Origin of the sequence: Halodesulfurarchaeum sp. (genome assembly GCF_036626455.1) — an archaeon.
Taxonomy (GTDB): domain Archaea; phylum Halobacteriota; class Halobacteria; order Halobacteriales; family Halobacteriaceae; genus Halodesulfurarchaeum.
Map to the genome: position 1 here is coordinate 1 of NZ_JAZKRK010000007.1, position 15,140 is coordinate 15,140.

Sequence of the window (15,140 nt, forward strand, 5' to 3'; positions counted from 1 at the left end):
TTATTATGCTCCCGCTGTCGTTCAAATGCAAGCGAATCGCATCATAACGGCGACCCACGTTCCGCAGCGTAATCAAATCAACATGGTCGAAGAGGGGTTCTTTTATAAGCGCCATACCGCTGTCTGCCAAATGTTGCCCATCACGCCGAAAAATGGGCGCTGCAGGATTTGAACCCGCGGCCCCTTGGTCCGAAGCCAAGTGCTCTGTCCAAGCTGAGCTAAGCGCCCGCATCGCAAGATATGCTCAGGGGCCTGTTAAACCTCCCGATGCATAGGAACCGAGTCGAACCGGCTCTCGAAATTGACCCCGATCACCTAATTCAACTATCGAGTCGTCCCACTTATACCGGCGGCGACGGTCTCCGCATCTATGGGTGGCGCTGTCCGTGGCTATCTCGAACTCCTTCGACCAGTAAATAGCGTCGCGGCGGCCCTTCTCACGCTTATCGGTGGGTTTATCGCAGCTGGGGTCACCGCAAATCAATGGCATCTCGGAGCGGCGGTCCTTTCAACGGTGTTCGCAACGGGGGCGGGGAATACGATCAATGACTACTTCGACCGGGATATCGACCGAATCAACGATCCCGAACGCCCGATTCCTCGGGGTGATGTCCATCCGAAAGGGGCACTCATCTGGAGTGCTGGATTATTCGCCGGCGCCATCGTGTTGGCAATCACGCTCCCACCGGTTGCAATACTCATTGCCATTCTCAATTTCATGGGGCTTGTCTCGTACACGATCCTATTTAAGGGACATCCAGGGGCTGGAAATGCATTAGTAGCCTATTTAGGAGGGAGCACGTTTCTCTTCGGCGCAGCTGCAGTCGGAGCGGTGTGGGACGGGGCTGTTCTCTTCGCGCTGGCAGCGCTTTCGACCTTTGCCCGAGAGGTGATCAAAGATATCGAAGACATCGCTGGTGACCGGTCTGAGGGGCTGACAACACTACCCATCGCATTTGGGTCTGGCCCCGCATTTGGAGTTGCGTCGGTCGCCCTCATTGGGGCCGTGGTGGCGAGCCCGATTCCCTACCTCACCGAATTGTTCGGTCTTCCATATCTCGCTGTGGTGGGTCCTGCCGATTTCCTCATGCTGGTGGCCCTTTTCAAAAGCCGCTCAGACCCAGGCACAGGTCACAAATGGCTCAAATACGGCATGTTTCTTGCAGCCGTCGCGTTCATCGTCGGACGACTCAGCATCGTTCTCACCTAACGGCTACTCTGGGTGGGTCAGGTCGTCTTTTCCGGATGTACCGTCTGTCTCATCGTCGGTTCCGAGTTCCTCAATATCGATGTCTTCAGCCACAGCAATTGCCTTAAGAAGTTCTTGCTGTGATTCCATTTCTGACTCGAGTTCCCCGACCCGTGAATTTGTTTCGTCAATCGTGTCCCGAATCTCGGTCAGATCAGATTTGAGATCGTTGATTTTGGCGTAAAGTTCGTCGGCGACGTCGACCACCTGCTGGAGTTTCTTTGCGGTGCTTCCGAATCCCATACCTGCATATGGGTAAGTGTCCTTTTGGCCGTTTCGGCATGCCCTGCTGGGAGTGACCCGAAAGGCCCTTAACGGCATATGGTGAATGAAAAACTGGACTAGGCCGGGCGGTTTGGCCCCGCCCTTCGCCCGCACCATGGTCATTAGTGGGGGCCGAACGCCGAGGGCGTCCGGACAGACCGGTTCGGACCCTGGAAGCCGACTGCGAAGCCTCGTCCTTCGGGGACACCGGTTCGTGGGCCACCCCTGCAGGGGGGTTGGTTCCACGATTCGTCGGCGGCACTCCGTCAGGCACGGAAGTGAGCATCGGACCGCCGAACGGGCGTCGCTCGAAGGGTCACGGGGTGGAGGAGGTAACCGGGACTATTCGGATCGGAACGCCGGGCCACCTGGGCCCGTCCACCATTCATTCCGATATTTCAAACCGGGAGCGGCAGTGCTCAGTTCTCGAGTGCTGGCTCGCCGACAGAAAGATCCCCATGAAGCATTCGCTGGGGGTACGGGATGTCGATACCGGCCGCTTCCAACGCTTCTTTGGTTTCCTGGACGAAATCGGATTTGATCCGGACGAAGTCCGCACGCGACGGGTTTTCAATCCAGATTCGGGCCTGTAAGCCCACGGATGAATCGTCCAAGCTCGTGACCCGCACAGAGGGGCCCGGTTCGTCCATGACCCCATCATGGGCCGTGGCTTTGTCAATGATAATGTCGGTAGCCTCTTCGATGTCGTCGTCGTATCCGATTCCGAAGACGAAGGTCCGGCGGAGCATGTCACCCTCGACTGGATTCTTGATGACACCATCCGTCAGGTTCGAATTCGGGACGGTCAACAATTCGTTGTCGAACGTTCGGACCCGGGTCACCCGGAGCGAGATGTCTTCGACGACACCTGATTGATCGTCCCATTCGATCCAGTCGCCAATGCGGAATGGTCCATCCGTGTAGATGAAGATTCCCGCGACGAAATTTTTGATGACGTCCTGGAGCGCAAATCCGATAGCCAGGGTTCCGGCGGCGGCAATCGTCGCCAAAGACTGGAGAAAGCTGGTAAACCCGGCCGCCCCGAATGCAGCGGCTATTGCGACGAACAGGATCACAGCAGCGGTCAGTTTCCGGATTGGTTGTTTTGCATGTTTGTCGAGTCCCCGCCGGCCCATCTCTCGGGTAAGTATCGGATTCAGGACCGCCTTGCCGCCATAATAAACGATCACGAAAACGACGAGGAAGGCAATCACCGAACCGAGAAATGCTGCAAATGGGATGCCAACGCTAGCCAACAAATCCCCAATCGGTCCGCCGGAGAGTTGTGCTGGCCCTATCATCGATAGTAGACCCCTGTATTACCACGGGTTTCGACAAGTTCCGCATCGACCATGTCTGCGAGGTCGGCTGCGAGTTCGGCCGTGTCGGTCCCGCCACGAGCCGACCGGAGGAATTTCACTTTGACCAATTCTCTGTTAGCTAATTGGTCGTCAAGTTCGTCACGAACCGATTCGATTCCGGCCTTGCCAACCCAGACGGTCACGTCGATCTTTTGGGCTTGGGCCCGGAGTTCATCGTTCATAGGAAGGTATAACAGGAGGTAGCCACGTCAAACTTTGCTCTCGGGCCGTTCAGGTTGATACGGGTATCGTGCATGGGCTCCACATGCACAGGTGACCACGACATGACCGGATTGGGTTCGTACCTGTGCGTTTCGGCCGGGAATGAGATAGCTGTCACACGACCCACAAGTGAAACGGTCAAAATGTGTGGGAATTTCGAGACGATTCCGTTCCGCGATTCGGTGGGCTAATCGCACGTAGCGTCGCGCTCGCTCCATTTGCCCGGCTTTGGCGGCCGCACGGGCCAAACCCGCCAGCCGTTCGATACGCTCTGCCGGGATGGTCATATACGGAACTTCGTCGGGTTCCTCAATAACGTGTCGGCTATGAGGTTGGCAGCGGCCGATGTGTGGTAGATATTTAATGGGGCCTCGCCTGGACAGGAGTATGCAGGGTCTCGATTAGGAGCGATGTATGTAAGCCATTACTTCGAATGGGAGTCCTATATTACGGGCGGCCACAAGCAATCGGTTTTGAACCAGCGGAAAATGCTCCAGCGGGCCGGTATCGAGTACACGACCGACCCCGACCTGGACGCCGATTTGCTCCATCTCAATAATATGGCCCCCCGATCGGTTTTCGCAGCCAAGCGAGCGCGCTCCGCTGGAACCCCAGTGGTCATCCATACCCACCAGACTGCCGAAGACTTCAAAGGAAGCTTTGCGTTCTCGGATCAGCTTGCCAAACCGCTCCGTCCCTATCTCGAATATGCGTACAAACTTGGTGATCACCTTATCTGCCCTTCGGAGTATAACGAACGGACAATAGCGGAGTATACGAAGACACCGACGACGGTGATCTCAAACGGCTACGATCCCGAGAAAATCGAGGGATACGAGACACTTCGAGATACCTACCTCGACCGATACGATCTCTCGCCTCCGGTCGTGTTCAACGTTGGGCACGTCATTCCGCGAAAGGGTCTGGAAACGTTCATCAAAACGGCTGCTGCACTCCCCGAACTGGACTTCGTCTGGTTCGGATTTTTGAATCCCACTGGCGGAACCCTCGATCGAGTGCTTCGCAGTCGCAAAACCCAACGGCTAGTGGAATCCGCACCCGAAAACGTCACCTTCACCGGGTATATCGAGGATATCCGTGGGGCCTACGCTGCGGGGGACATATTCTTCTTCCCCACCCACAACGAAAACGAGGGGATGGCGCTCCTCGAAGCCATGGCCGCTGGTGCCGCACCGGTGGTCCGAGATATTCCGACCTTTGAATGGCTCGATGACGGAACGGATTGTCTCAAGGCCGACACGGAGTTCGTTTCACCCATCGTGACGTTGGTGAACGACGAAGAGAGAGCACGGATCGCGACGAATGCGGAAGCTCACAGTGAAGAGTTCACACTGGATGCCGTCCAATCGGAGCTTGTCGAGTTGTACGAACACCTCGGCGACGAGTGAGCAGGCTCTTAATGACTGCTCTCTAATATCGGCACAATGCCTCCAGCGGTCGCCGCATTCACGGACACATACTTGCCGACCGTGAATGGAGTCACGTACACAATTTCGGCCTGGCGGGACCGCTATGCGGAGCGAGGTGGGCGAATGGATGTCGTGTATCCGAAGTCCGACTATGAGCCCGAAAACGGGGAACACCCCGTGAGGAGTTTACCCTTTCCCTTCTATGAAGGATACCGACTTGGCATTCCACGCATTCCTGACGCGGCTCAGGACGTTGACCTCGTCCACGCTCATTCTCCGTTTTCGGTTGGGTTTGCCGGGTACCGACTTGCCCGGGCTACGGACGTACCCTTTGTCGTTTCGTTTCACACGCCGACGGGAGAGTATGCCTCGTATATCGCGCCTGGGCCGCTTTCGGGCCCGGTCGCTGCCGTTAGCAAACGATACGAGCGATGGTTTCTCGAACGGGCGGATATGGTCCTCGCCCCGAGTGAACAAACTGCCAGGTCGCTCCGGGACCGATTACGGCAGGTGGTTCCGGTCACGGCTCTTTCGAACGGGGTCGACACGACCCGCTTTGCGCCCCGAGACAGCAGTTCGTTCGAACGGAAATACGACTTATTGACGGAGGAGCCGCTGATCGGGTATACGGGTCGTCATGGTCACGAGAAGAATCTCGAGTCAATTCTCGACGCTGCCGCCCAACTCGATGTCACAGTTGTTTTCGGAGGTGAAGGACCGGCGACGGATTCGCTTAAGTCCGTTGCTGAAACCCACGAAGTCGACGCCAGATTCCTGGGATTTCTCGATCGCGAGGAACTGCCAGCGTTTTACAACGCCCTCGACGTCTTTGCCTTCCCGAGTCCAGTCGAAACCCAGGGAATTGTCGCCCTCGAAGCGATCGGCAGTGGCACTCCTGTGGTGGGTGTCAATGCCGGAGCACTCGCTGAGACCATCGAACACGGTCGGACGGGGCTTCACTACGAGCAGGGCGACATCCTGGATTTCCGAGCAAAACTGGAGCAGGCGATCACTGATCAGAAATCCCTCTCCGACGGTTGTCTCGACGCGCGATCGGAAATCAGCCTTGAGGAGGCGATCGACGAACTTGAAACCACCTACGAGAGCCTTCTTGGGGAATGAAGACAATCCGGACGAAATAGTCCGGAGACAAAAGTTACCTCGTCCCCGGACGTACTGCATCGTAGAATGTTTGCAACGGACGATCTCTCGACTGAGTCAGTGTTGGAACGGGCCCACGAATACGCCAACGAGAGTGATATCGAGACCGTCGTGGTCGCATCTACTACAGGCGATACTGGAGCGAAGGCGGCCTCAGTCTTCGAAACGGCGGCCCAAGACCTGATTGTCGTCGGCCATTCGACAGGCTATCGCGAACCGAATGAGCAGGAATTCGAGGCCCAGTATCGCGAATCGATCGAAGCGGCCGGCGGTGAGGTATTCATCGGCCCGATGGTCTTCAGTAACGTCGGGAGCGCGATTCAAGAAAAGGACGGTTTCTCCAACCATGAACTCGTTGCTGACCTACTTCGACTGTTCGGTCAGGGGACGAAAGTTGCGCTCGAAATCGTGCTGATGGCCTGCGATGCAGGGCTTGCACCGGCCGAGGAACGAGTACTAGCAGTTGCGGGGACTGGTTCCGGAGCCGATACTGTCCTCACAGTTCTGTCGGCAAACAGCCGTGACCTGTTTGACGCGAGAATTCTGTCCGTGCTCGGAAAACCAACGGATCCGGAGAACCTCTTCTACTGGTGATCTACAGATTACTCGTCTTCGAGGGCGTCGGCGATTCGTTCAAGTTGGTCGGTCGCGGCTGAGACTTCGTCGCGCAGTGCTTCGAGTTCGCGGGCTACTCGAACGTTGTCACCGCCTTCGCTTGGTCCGCCCCCCATTCCGCCACCGCCACCCATCATGCCACCCATCATCTGAGCGAAGGGGTTTCCGCCTCCCATTCCGCCGCCACCGCCCCCACCCATCATTTCTTCCATCCGTTCGCGACGGTCTTCGCCTGACTCGCCTTCTTCGGCTCGCTCCTCTCGGATCTCTTCGACTCGGTCGCGGAACGATTGCTCCTCGTCACCTTTGTCACTGGGTTCTTCGTCTGCCATGTTCCCGAGTTCGACAGGCCGACTGAAAAACTATCCGCTCCCGAACCGTCTAGAATCCGCCCAGGCTGGTTTGACGTTCGGACTCCGATTCACCTTCGAGGATCTCGTATCCGACCAGTGACTGCAGGTCAATCGCGTAAGGTGTTTCCCCCTTTTCCAGAAGCAGCACTCGCCCTCGACTCCCGAGGACCGTCCCGCTTGCACTCGTCGTTTGGATCGGTTGCTGATCGAGGGAAAGCCCATACTCGAAGGCATAGGTCTCGATAACGTCATATGGGTCCAGTAGTGCCTCCCAGCGATCGGTGTCCAGAACGGAATCGAGGCCATCGATTTTCGTTTTGACGTCGACTCGATCCGGAATGTCATTCGCAATCTGGGCCTCGATTTGTCGGGCCGTTCGGCCGTTCTCGACGGTTCGAATGTGTGCGGCTAGTCGTGCCCCTTGCTCAGTGAGACGCGTTTCGAGTCGCCAGGACCGGGTAACTCCCACTTTGAACGTGGCCGGTTCGAAGGCGGCGAGGTAGATCGCATGTTCTTCGTAACAGGTTTCGAGTGGCATCGCACAGTCTCCTCGACATCTCGCACACGGCCACACTGACGAGTGGACATCACAATAGGGGGCTGTATCCCTATTACAAGAGTCGTGGCGCCCCTTTTCAACTGTCCCGGCACAGTGCCGACCGTCGATGCCGTATTCGAGCTCCGTTCCGGGATTCAATGACTGCATTTCGACGGCCCCGTTTCTGGCCACGAGGATGGTTGCTGGTTCGTCCGGTGATCCCGGTTCGTACCCCACTATCTGCACACAGTTTGTTCAACGGTGACGGGATAAATCGGTACTGTTTGACTTTCACCGGAGACAGCCGTATTTTGTGTCGGAGAGATACGATATTGGCAGCGATACATATAACCCAAATGGCGTATTCTCAAGCGGAAAACTTTTCGGAGTACTCAGTCCAAAAAGCCAGCGTCACCAAGCCGATTCACGGCGTCTCGAAGTCGCTCGCTGTCGGCTGCATAGGAGAGCCGAGCATAGCCCGGGGCCCCAAACGCGCTTCCAGGAACTGTCGCCACGTGGGCTTCTTCGAGCGCGTTCGTACACCACGTTTCGTCGTCTGCTGCGACTGGGAGCATCATGTAGAACGCCCCGTTCGGTGTTGGAATATCGATCCCGTGGGCCTCAAACCCGTCGAGCAACAGATCACGTCGTTCTTCGAAAGCCTCGACCATCCTCTGTGTGGGTGCTGTTGGCCCATCGAGGGCCGCGAGTCCGGCATGTTGGACGAACGTCGCAGCCGATGAGACCGAATGTGATTGGATTTTTCCAGCCTGTTCGATTAATCCGGTTGGCCCAGCAAAGTACCCGAGCCGCCACCCAGTCATGGCATTCGCTTTCGAAAACCCGTTTACCGTGACCGTCCGTTCCGCCATTCCAGGAAGTGAGCCGAGACTGATATGGTCCCCTGAATACCGAATATCCCGGTATATCTCATCCGAAATGACTGTGATGTCGTATTCGACGGCGAGGTCTCGAACCCCTTCGAGTGCCGCCTTCGAATAGACCGCTCCACTGGGGTTGTTTGGCGAGTTGACGATGAGGAGTTCAGTGTCTTTGGAAAGTGCTCCGCCAAGTTCATCGAGCACCGGTTCGAGTTGGAAATCGGTTTCACTCAGGTCGACGCGAGTAAGCTCCGCACCTGCGATTTTGGCCATGGCCGCATAGGAGACCCACGACGGGTCGAGAAGGACGACTTCGTCACCGTCTTCGACGACCGTGTGGACGACCTCAAAAAGCGCTTGTTTTGCCCCTGGGGTGACCATGACGTTCTCCGATTCGTATGCAAGGCCGTCGGTTTGTAGATCTTCGGCGATCGCAGCTCTGAGTGAGGGGATTCCTGTCGACGGTGCATAGCTCGTTTCACCTCGGGTAATTGCGTCTCGTCCAGCTTCTTTGATGTGGTCGGGGGTGTCGAAATCCGGTTCCCCGACAGAGAGGTCGACCACGTCGACCCCGTCAGCTTCCAAACGAGACGCCAATGAACTCACGGCCAGGGTAGCGCTGGGTTCGACTCGCGTCACGCGGTCTGTGTAATTCATAGCTCCTCTGTGAGTGCAATTGCACTTTGTAATGTTTCCGCTCCTTTATCCGTTCGCTCGTGAGCTTCCTCGGCGGTCATGCCGGGTCCGGTCACGCCAAACGCGACCGGTGTGTCCCGTTCGAGACTGACGTCAGTAAGGCCCTGTGCGCAAGCGTTTGCGATGACCTGATCGTGGTCCGTGTCCCCCGTAATAATCGTCCCCAACACGGCGACTGCATCGATTTCCGTTCGGCGGGCAAGACGGTCTGCGGCTAGCGGTGCGTCGTAGGCACCCGGGACATTGATCGTTTCACGGATCTCGACGCCAGCGTCGTCGGCGGTATCTCTCGCCGCTGATTCCATCTGTTCGGTAATATGTCGGTTGAATTCGGCGACGACCAGTCCAAGAACCACCATGGCCCACCGGTTGGTCGCCGCGCTCAAAACGGTACCGTTCCCTGGTCCGTACCCGCCGAATCCCTCATTCAGAGTACCCTTCCGCCATGAACGTCCCATCGGTCTCGTACATGGAGAGCAACTCCTCGATGAACTCTTCGACGGTTTCACCCTCCTCGAGATGACCGTTGAGCCGTTCATAGAGGTCGGAGTCGACCTCGATGGTGGTTCGCATCATATGCTAGTACATACCGAACCACTGTAGTTGCTTCGGCTATAAAGTGAGACCCATTCATTTTTTATTCGGCAAAGTGAAAGCCCGCTCATGGCTCCCCGCCGATTCTATCGCCGACACGTGCTCGTCGCACTTGTTGCGATCACGGTTTTCGCCCTTTTCCTTCGATATGTCTCTCTGGGTTGGCGGGTCTTTCATTGGGACGAGGCGAGAGTGGGTTACTGGACACTGCGATATCTCGAAACTGGCGTCTGGGAATATCGGGCGATCGTTCATGGACCGTTGCTCTTTCATGTCAACGAAATCCTCTTCGGGTTCGTTGGAAAGTCTGACACGATTGCGCGGGCAATAGTTGCGACGGTAGGGGGGCTGCTTCCGCTTTCAGCGTGGCTGTTCCGGTCGAAACTCCGTGACGTCGAGGTTCTCGTAGTTGGTCTGTTTCTGGCCCTGAATCCTGTAATGCTCTACTACTCGCGGTTCATGCGAAACGACGTGCTCGTCGCAGGATTTTCCCTCCTGGTTGTGGGATTTGCTGTTCGCTTGCTCGAAACCAAGCGGTATCGATATCTCTACGCGGGAGTTCTCGCTCTCGGGTTGGCCTTTGGAACGAAAGAAATTGCCCTTGTTTATCTGGGCATCTGGGGTGGAGCCCTTCTGTTACTCTTGGACCACCGGCTTTTCGTCGCGCGCGAACGGGGGTCATCTTGGTGGCAAACCGCACAGGCAGTTGGATTACGGATCTACCGCGCCCTCAAGAAACACCGCCGCGCACTCGGGTTCGGTGGGATCGAGTTTCTCGTCGTTATCGTGTTGCTTTATGCGCCCAGACCAGATCTGTATCAGGCATTTGATGATCCGACGAAGATCCCTGGGGTTCTCGAAGCTGCTACCATCTCAAGTGCGGAGAAACTCGTGGACCTCTGGATCCAGGGCGGACACGAACACAGTTATATTGCGTATCTGACCGACGCGCTCGAAACGACGGCTGCGGCCAGCCTTCTACTCGTCGGGTTTGCTTTGCTCGGATTTCTGTATGACCGATATACTGGCGAGGAGCCACGGGATCTGGTTTCCTTCAGCTTTTACTGGGGGGCGACAGTGTTCCTGCTGTATCCGGCAATCACCGACATTTCTGCGCCCTGGTCACTTGTTCATGCAATCGTCCCACTCACGATTCCGGCGGCTGTGGGATTACGAATCGTGCTGGAGCACGGATTTACGGCATGGGAGACCGAGGACCGTGTTGGAACTGCCATCACTGTACTCCTGCTGCTTGCGGTTGTGGGGCAAATGGGTTTTGTGGGGGCCCAAACTTCGTTCCTATCACCTCAATCCGGAGACAACTCCCTGGTGCAGTACGGCCAACCGGCAGGCCACCTTCAGGGGACAATTGCTGACATCGAAGCGCTCGCTCAGGACAACGGGGGCACAGATATCCTTTTCTACGGAGACCACTTTGCCGTCCCCGACGAGTCAGTCGCTGACCAATATCCAGCGAATTCGAATTGGCTTAACCGATTACCACTGGCCTGGTATTTCGAGCGCAGTGACGCGACCACTGATAGTGCCACGACCCCAGACGGAATTACCGATGAGCCACCGGTCGTGATATCTCGAGTCGAACACTACAGCGAACTGAACGCTCAGCTGGAGGGCTACGAAGCGCGGACCTATGAGATAACCTCGTCGGGAACTGAGACTATCGTTTTCCTCGATAAAACGGCGCTGAATAATACACAAACGTGATTATGTGGCCCCATCCTCGGTAACGTTTATTCATGTCCGTCGATAACCCTCGCTCAAATGTCGGTCACTCCCCCTGACGTTACCCTTGGAATCGTGGGCGGTGGGCAACTCGGACGGATGGTCGGCGAAGCCGCGAGTCCACTCGGTGTGGAAACAATCGTTCTCGATCCCACACCCGATTGTCCGGCGGCACCCCCAGCCGCGGATCAGATCGTTGCTGACTTCGACGATCAATCGGCTGTTCGATCCCTCGCCGAAAGGGTTGACATCCTCACTCTTGAAATCGAACTGGCGGATCCGGATGCGCTTACAGCTGTCGGGGAGGCCACTGGGACACCGATTCATCCAACACCGGACGACCTGCGGATGACACGAGACAAATTCAAAGAGAAACGAACACTTGACGCTGCCGGAATCCCGGTTCCACCGTACGAGGCCGTCGATTCTGCGGCCGACCTCCGCTCAGCCTTCGATAAACTTGGGTCCCCGCTCATGCTCAAAGCTCGAACTGGAGGCTATGACGGTCGTGGGAATGCAGTCGTGGAGAGCGTCTCGGCGGCGGAGGCGGCCTTTGGCTCACTTTCTGGGTTCCTCGCTGAGGAACTGGTCGATTTCGAGCGAGAATTGAGCGTTATTGGCGCGCAGGGAGCCCACGAACGACGAACCTATCCTGTCGGTGAAAACGTTCACGAGGAAGAAATCCTCCGGGAAACGTTGGTTCCGGCTCGGACCGCAGCGTCTCGCCGGGATCGAGCAGAGGGGGTCGCACAGGAGGTCCTCGAAGTGCTCGATGGTCGTGGTGTCTTCGGGGTCGAACTGTTCGAGACCGGATCCGGCGAGATCCTCGTGAATGAAATAGCCCCGCGACCGCACAACTCGGGCCATTACACGATCGAGGGCAGTGTCACCTCGCAGTTCGAACAACATGTCAGAGCCGTTCTCGGGCTCCCCCTGGGCTCGACCAGACTACGAGAACCAACTGCTATGGCTAACGTACTCGGGGACGGCACCCAGTCACGTTCAGTGGCACTTTCCGGGGTTGAATCGCTTCTTTCGATGGACGGTGTTAATTTCCATTGGTACGGTAAACGGGAGGTTCGACCGTTGCGGAAACTCGGCCATGTGACTGTTACGGGCCCCGATCTCAGTTCGAATCGAAAACTGGCAGTGAGAGCCAGGGAAACACTCAGGTTCGCGGGCGGGGATGACTGAGGTATGACGGATATCGCTGAACTCCGAGCACTATTCGAATCGGAAGCAACCCGGGATCGACCGGCAACGGACCAGCCCGATGTCGGGATCATCATGGGCAGTGACTCTGACCTCGATGTCATGGCTGGCGCTTCTGCGGCACTTGAGGATCTCGGATTCGAGGAAGTGACCGATTATGACGATCCACCAGCAGCCGAGTTTACTTACGAATCCTGGGTCGTGTCGGCCCACCGGACCCCTGATCTCATGTACGCCTACGGGGAGACGGCTCGTGAGCGAGGGTTGGATGTTATTTTGGCCGGCGCGGGGGGCAAATCCGCAGACTTACCGAACATGACGGCCTCAATTGCGTATCCAGTTCCGGTGATTGGGATTCCTGTTCAGGAGAAGTCGGTCGATTCGGTACTCGGAATGCCAACCGGAGCCCCAATTACGGCTGTCGATGCCGGGAAATCGTACAACGCGGCGCTTTCTGCGGCTCAAATACTTGCGCGGTCGGATAACACACTTCGGGACCGACTCGTCGAACTCCACGAAGAACAATCCGATGGCGTTGCTGATGTTTCACAGGCACTCCACGAGTCAGGCACACAACAATTTCGAGACGCTAATTGATCCAGGTGCAGACAGCTATTTCAGCGGTGACCGACCCGTGGTGTACCGCTGTTTGAGATCCTTGGCGAGAAGTTTTGCCCCGAGTCGTGCCAGGGCAATCCCGTTTCGGAATCCCTCGCTTGGCCACCAGAGTTCATCCGCGCCTGCGATGCTGTTTTCTCCGAAGTCCTCGAACTCACTGTACTCCTCGAAAAGGGATTCAAGTGCCGCATCCCGATGGTCATCCGGCGTGTTTTCATAGACCTCATCGACGCGGGAGACCAGTTCTTCGGACGTGTCGATCCGGTCGACCATCGTCTGGTAGGTCTCTTCTTCCAGGAGCCCATGTTCGTATTTCAACTTGCTCATGCCCCGGGCTGCTTCGTAGGTGGCGTCAGCGATGTCATCGCGACTGAGATGGTCGGTCTCGTAACTCAACATTCGCTTCCAGCTCGGTTCTAAGAGTAACTGGCGGTAGTCCTCGAGAGAATCGGCATGAACCGAAAATCCGTACTGCTCAGCGTTTTCGAAGGCAGGACTGCCCGGGTCGAGGAACGGAGCGTATGGCGCTACGAACGGAAGAATACGTTCGTCGTCAATGTCTTCGAGGAGGTGTTCGGCGTACTCCACACAGCCCACAGCATCCTCGTAGGTCTGCTCCGGGAGCCCGACCATGTAGAACAGATCGATGTTTTGACAGCCATTGTCGAGGGCTGCTTGCATCGTGTTCTCGATAGCTTCGTTCGAGACGGCGAATTTCCCCATCTCTTTTCGAACCTCCTCGACGTGGGACTCAGGACTCAATTCGAGGCTGTATTTCGGCACGGCCTCGTCGATCATCTGGAAGTAATCCTCGCTCGCGGGGCCGAACAGTTCGAAAATGAATTCGTTCGGTATAGACTCTTCGGCGAGGCGGTCGAAAAACTCGGTCGCGTAATCCCACCCACCCATTCGCAGATCGTGAACCACGAAAATGGGGCCCTCGGAAAAAGAGTGAATCGTTCGAATGTCCTCGATGAGTTTTTCCGGGGACCGAAAGGCAGGTCCGGTGCGGCCGTGGACGTCACCATAAGAATCGGCTCCGCCACAGAAGGAACACGCGTGCCGACAGCCTCTGGACGTGAGTAACATCGTGATCGGCTTGTCCAGCCAGCCACGGTGGGGTAGCACTTTTCGGATACTCCCGTATTTGAACACGGATTTGACTGCATAGGTATACGACGGGATCGAAGACTCGTCGAGAGCCTCCGGGAGATAGGTGAGCGGATTAACTACAGTTTCTCCGTCCGCTTGGTAGGTCAGATTCGGCACATCCGCGAGGTCTCCATTCCCTTCGATCGCATCGACGAGGTCTGCGACCGGCTTTTCGGTCGAATCGCCGCGGACGACGTAGTCGACTGACGGATACTCGATCAGGTCTTCGTGGAAGTACGTCGAACTCAGGCCGCCGAACATCACCGGCGCGTTGGGGTGATGTTTTTTGATTAGTCGGGCGATCTCGATCGCACCATGGGCGTGTGGCAACCAGTGAAGGTCCACCCCAAAGATCCGGGCCTCGGACTGGGCGATCTCCATCTCGGCGTCGAACTCCTGGTCCACGAGCATCTCGTGGGCGAGGTTGACGATTTGGGCGTTGTACCCGTTTCGTTCGAGCGTGTCGGCGATGCTCGTCAACCCGATCGGATACATCTCGAACACCGGCGACGACGGAATGACGTCACTGATCGGCCCGATGACTTCGGTTCGCTCACGGAAATCGTAAATACTGGGTGGATGGAAGAAGGTCACGTCCGGATCCGAACTAAAGAAATCCGCCACCCCGTCGAGACCGAGCGTCTTCATTCCCATACGACATCTATCGGCTCAAGTACAAAGGTTTTGGTGGTTTTTCTTACAAGCCGATTATGTGGTTTAATCGGTGAATACCGGTGATTATATTTATTTGAGGAGTGCTAACAAGTAGCGAGATACGCGAACCCCTCAGTTAATTCACCAATCGAATTCCGTGGCTGTACCGTGACAGGATATTGCTTTGGGGAATTCTTAGTGCATTGTGAAACATCTGTGGGACTGTTAGGTTCGGTTTTGCGGTTCCCATCTCGTGGTACTCTGGGTTTTAACTCTGTTACTAGTTCACAAGTTTGTGAATACTCATCACATGTTAATGACTGAAACACCTACAAATACGGGCTACACTGGACCTATCGCAAGAATCAATGTTTATGGTGGGGCGCATCTAACTCCC

Annotated in this window: 17 protein-coding genes, 1 tRNA gene and 1 other RNA gene; 8 read left to right on the forward strand and 11 right to left on the reverse strand. The window is 56.4% G+C overall.

The genetic code is table 11. The features are described 5' to 3' along the window. Positions 1-153: 153 nt before the first annotated feature. Positions 154-228, reverse strand: a tRNA-Arg gene (locus tag V5A26_RS03640). A 142-nt stretch (positions 229-370) separates the two neighbouring features. Between V5A26_RS03640 and V5A26_RS03645 the strand changes: the two genes are divergently transcribed. After that, a complete protein-coding gene (locus V5A26_RS03645) occupies positions 371-1,210 on the forward strand; it encodes a geranylgeranylglycerol-phosphate geranylgeranyltransferase (protein WP_332322009.1) in 840 nt (279 codons plus the stop codon). 3 nt (positions 1,211-1,213) lie between these two features. Here V5A26_RS03645 and V5A26_RS03650 read toward each other — a convergent pair whose 3' ends face one another. After that, positions 1,214-1,492 (reverse strand): DUF5798 family protein, encoded by a 279-nt coding sequence (locus V5A26_RS03650; RefSeq protein WP_332322008.1) that lies wholly within the window; start codon positions 1,490-1,492, stop codon positions 1,214-1,216. 91 nt (positions 1,493-1,583) lie between these two features. Here V5A26_RS03650 and ffs point away from each other — a divergent pair. Then, an RNA gene (ffs, locus tag V5A26_RS03655) (signal recognition particle sRNA) lies at positions 1,584-1,897 on the forward strand. 35 nt (positions 1,898-1,932) lie between these two features. Here ffs and V5A26_RS03660 read toward each other — a convergent pair. Genes V5A26_RS03660 through V5A26_RS03670 form a run of 3 tightly spaced genes read right to left on the reverse strand, consistent with a single transcriptional unit; the run spans position 1,933 to position 3,383 of the window. Then, positions 1,933-2,814 (reverse strand): mechanosensitive ion channel family protein, encoded by an 882-nt coding sequence (locus V5A26_RS03660; protein ID WP_332322007.1) that lies wholly within the window; start codon positions 2,812-2,814, stop codon positions 1,933-1,935. Continuing rightward, positions 2,811-3,056: a YhbY family RNA-binding protein gene (locus V5A26_RS03665; protein ID WP_332322006.1), complete on the reverse strand. Its 246-nt coding sequence runs from the start codon at positions 3,054-3,056 to the stop codon at positions 2,811-2,813. The genes V5A26_RS03660 and V5A26_RS03665 overlap by 4 nt, the downstream gene beginning before the upstream one ends. Before the next feature lie 27 nt (positions 3,057-3,083). Continuing rightward, entirely contained in the window at positions 3,084-3,383 is a 300-nt protein-coding gene (locus V5A26_RS03670) for a ribonuclease P protein component 4 (protein ID WP_332322224.1), read from the reverse strand. A gap of 123 nt (positions 3,384-3,506) precedes the next feature. Between V5A26_RS03670 and V5A26_RS03675 the strand changes: the two genes are divergently transcribed. The 3 genes from V5A26_RS03675 (at position 3,507) to V5A26_RS03685 (ending at position 6,281) form a co-directional block, all read left to right on the forward strand. Beyond that, positions 3,507-4,505: a glycosyltransferase family 4 protein gene (locus V5A26_RS03675; protein ID WP_332320911.1), complete on the forward strand. Its 999-nt coding sequence runs from the start codon at positions 3,507-3,509 to the stop codon at positions 4,503-4,505. Positions 4,506-4,541: 36 nt separating this feature from the next. Continuing rightward, positions 4,542-5,648, forward strand: a complete 1,107-nt coding sequence (locus V5A26_RS03680; RefSeq protein WP_332320910.1) for a glycosyltransferase — start codon at positions 4,542-4,544, stop codon at positions 5,646-5,648. A 66-nt stretch (positions 5,649-5,714) separates the two neighbouring features. After that, positions 5,715-6,281 carry a hypothetical protein gene (locus V5A26_RS03685; RefSeq protein WP_332322225.1) on the forward strand — a complete coding sequence of 189 codons (567 nt, stop codon included), beginning with the start codon at positions 5,715-5,717 and terminating at the stop codon, positions 6,279-6,281. An 8-nt stretch (positions 6,282-6,289) separates the two neighbouring features. Here V5A26_RS03685 and V5A26_RS03690 read toward each other — a convergent pair whose 3' ends face one another. The 5 genes from V5A26_RS03690 to V5A26_RS03710 form a co-directional block, all read right to left on the reverse strand. After that, positions 6,290-6,634: a hypothetical protein gene (locus tag V5A26_RS03690; protein ID WP_332320908.1), complete on the reverse strand. Its 345-nt coding sequence runs from the start codon at positions 6,632-6,634 to the stop codon at positions 6,290-6,292. Between the two features lie 49 nt (positions 6,635-6,683). Then, entirely contained in the window at positions 6,684-7,439 is a 756-nt protein-coding gene (locus V5A26_RS03695; RefSeq protein ID WP_332320907.1) for a DUF2797 domain-containing protein, read from the reverse strand. Positions 7,440-7,585: 146 nt separating this feature from the next. Next, complete coding sequence (locus V5A26_RS03700) at positions 7,586-8,731, reverse strand: pyridoxal phosphate-dependent aminotransferase (protein ID WP_332320906.1); 1,146 nt, start codon at positions 8,729-8,731, stop codon at positions 7,586-7,588. Beyond that, entirely contained in the window at positions 8,728-9,129 is a 402-nt protein-coding gene (ribH, locus tag V5A26_RS03705; protein WP_332320904.1) for a 6,7-dimethyl-8-ribityllumazine synthase, read from the reverse strand. The genes V5A26_RS03700 and ribH overlap by 4 nt, the downstream gene beginning before the upstream one ends. 64 nt (positions 9,130-9,193) lie before the next feature. Beyond that, a complete protein-coding gene (locus V5A26_RS03710; RefSeq protein ID WP_332320903.1) occupies positions 9,194-9,346 on the reverse strand; it encodes a DUF7557 family protein in 153 nt (50 codons plus the stop codon). Between the two features lie 87 nt (positions 9,347-9,433). On the opposite strand from V5A26_RS03710, the gene V5A26_RS03715 reads away from it, so the two are divergent. From V5A26_RS03715 to purE, 3 genes are read left to right on the forward strand one after another with little or no spacing between them, the layout of a single operon-like run. Beyond that, complete coding sequence (locus tag V5A26_RS03715; RefSeq protein WP_332320902.1) at positions 9,434-11,089, forward strand: flippase activity-associated protein Agl23; 1,656 nt, start codon at positions 9,434-9,436, stop codon at positions 11,087-11,089. Between the two features lie 57 nt (positions 11,090-11,146). Then, complete coding sequence (locus tag V5A26_RS03720; protein WP_332320901.1) at positions 11,147-12,301, forward strand: 5-(carboxyamino)imidazole ribonucleotide synthase; 1,155 nt, start codon at positions 11,147-11,149, stop codon at positions 12,299-12,301. Between the two features lie 3 nt (positions 12,302-12,304). Then, the gene (gene purE, locus V5A26_RS03725; protein WP_332320900.1) at positions 12,305-12,916 is read left to right on the forward strand and encodes a 5-(carboxyamino)imidazole ribonucleotide mutase; all 612 of its coding nucleotides are present in this window, start codon (positions 12,305-12,307) and stop codon (positions 12,914-12,916) included. 15 nt (positions 12,917-12,931) lie between these two features. Here the strand turns inward: purE and V5A26_RS03730 are convergent, their stop codons facing one another. Further along, a complete protein-coding gene (locus tag V5A26_RS03730) occupies positions 12,932-14,737 on the reverse strand; it encodes a TIGR04190 family B12-binding domain/radical SAM domain protein (RefSeq protein WP_332320899.1) in 1,806 nt (601 codons plus the stop codon). Positions 14,738-15,140 lie beyond the last annotated feature (403 nt).

Coding starts and splice junctions, on each gene's coding strand:
- ribH (WP_332320904.1), bottom strand. CDS start 9,129: ATGGTGGTTCTTGGACTGGTCGTCGCCGAATTCAACCGACATATTACC.
- V5A26_RS03650 (WP_332322008.1), bottom strand. CDS start 1,492: ATGGGATTCGGAAGCACCGCAAAGAAACTCCAGCAGGTGGTCGACGTC.
- V5A26_RS03720 (WP_332320901.1), top strand. CDS start 11,147: ATGTCGGTCACTCCCCCTGACGTTACCCTTGGAATCGTGGGCGGTGGG.
- V5A26_RS03645 (WP_332322009.1), top strand. CDS start 371: ATGGGTGGCGCTGTCCGTGGCTATCTCGAACTCCTTCGACCAGTAAAT.
- V5A26_RS03690 (WP_332320908.1), bottom strand. CDS start 6,634: ATGGCAGACGAAGAACCCAGTGACAAAGGTGACGAGGAGCAATCGTTC.
- purE (WP_332320900.1), top strand. CDS start 12,305: ATGACGGATATCGCTGAACTCCGAGCACTATTCGAATCGGAAGCAACC.
- V5A26_RS03715 (WP_332320902.1), top strand. CDS start 9,434: ATGGCTCCCCGCCGATTCTATCGCCGACACGTGCTCGTCGCACTTGTT.
- V5A26_RS03700 (WP_332320906.1), bottom strand. CDS start 8,731: ATGAATTACACAGACCGCGTGACGCGAGTCGAACCCAGCGCTACCCTG.
- V5A26_RS03685 (WP_332322225.1), top strand. CDS start 5,715: ATGTTTGCAACGGACGATCTCTCGACTGAGTCAGTGTTGGAACGGGCC.
- V5A26_RS03670 (WP_332322224.1), bottom strand. CDS start 3,383: ATGACCATCCCGGCAGAGCGTATCGAACGGCTGGCGGGTTTGGCCCGT.
- V5A26_RS03660 (WP_332322007.1), bottom strand. CDS start 2,814: ATGATAGGGCCAGCACAACTCTCCGGCGGACCGATTGGGGATTTGTTG.
- V5A26_RS03730 (WP_332320899.1), bottom strand. CDS start 14,737: ATGAAGACGCTCGGTCTCGACGGGGTGGCGGATTTCTTTAGTTCGGAT.
- V5A26_RS03665 (WP_332322006.1), bottom strand. CDS start 3,056: ATGAACGATGAACTCCGGGCCCAAGCCCAAAAGATCGACGTGACCGTC.
- V5A26_RS03675 (WP_332320911.1), top strand. CDS start 3,507: ATGTATGTAAGCCATTACTTCGAATGGGAGTCCTATATTACGGGCGGC.
- V5A26_RS03680 (WP_332320910.1), top strand. CDS start 4,542: ATGCCTCCAGCGGTCGCCGCATTCACGGACACATACTTGCCGACCGTG.
- V5A26_RS03710 (WP_332320903.1), bottom strand. CDS start 9,346: ATGATGCGAACCACCATCGAGGTCGACTCCGACCTCTATGAACGGCTC.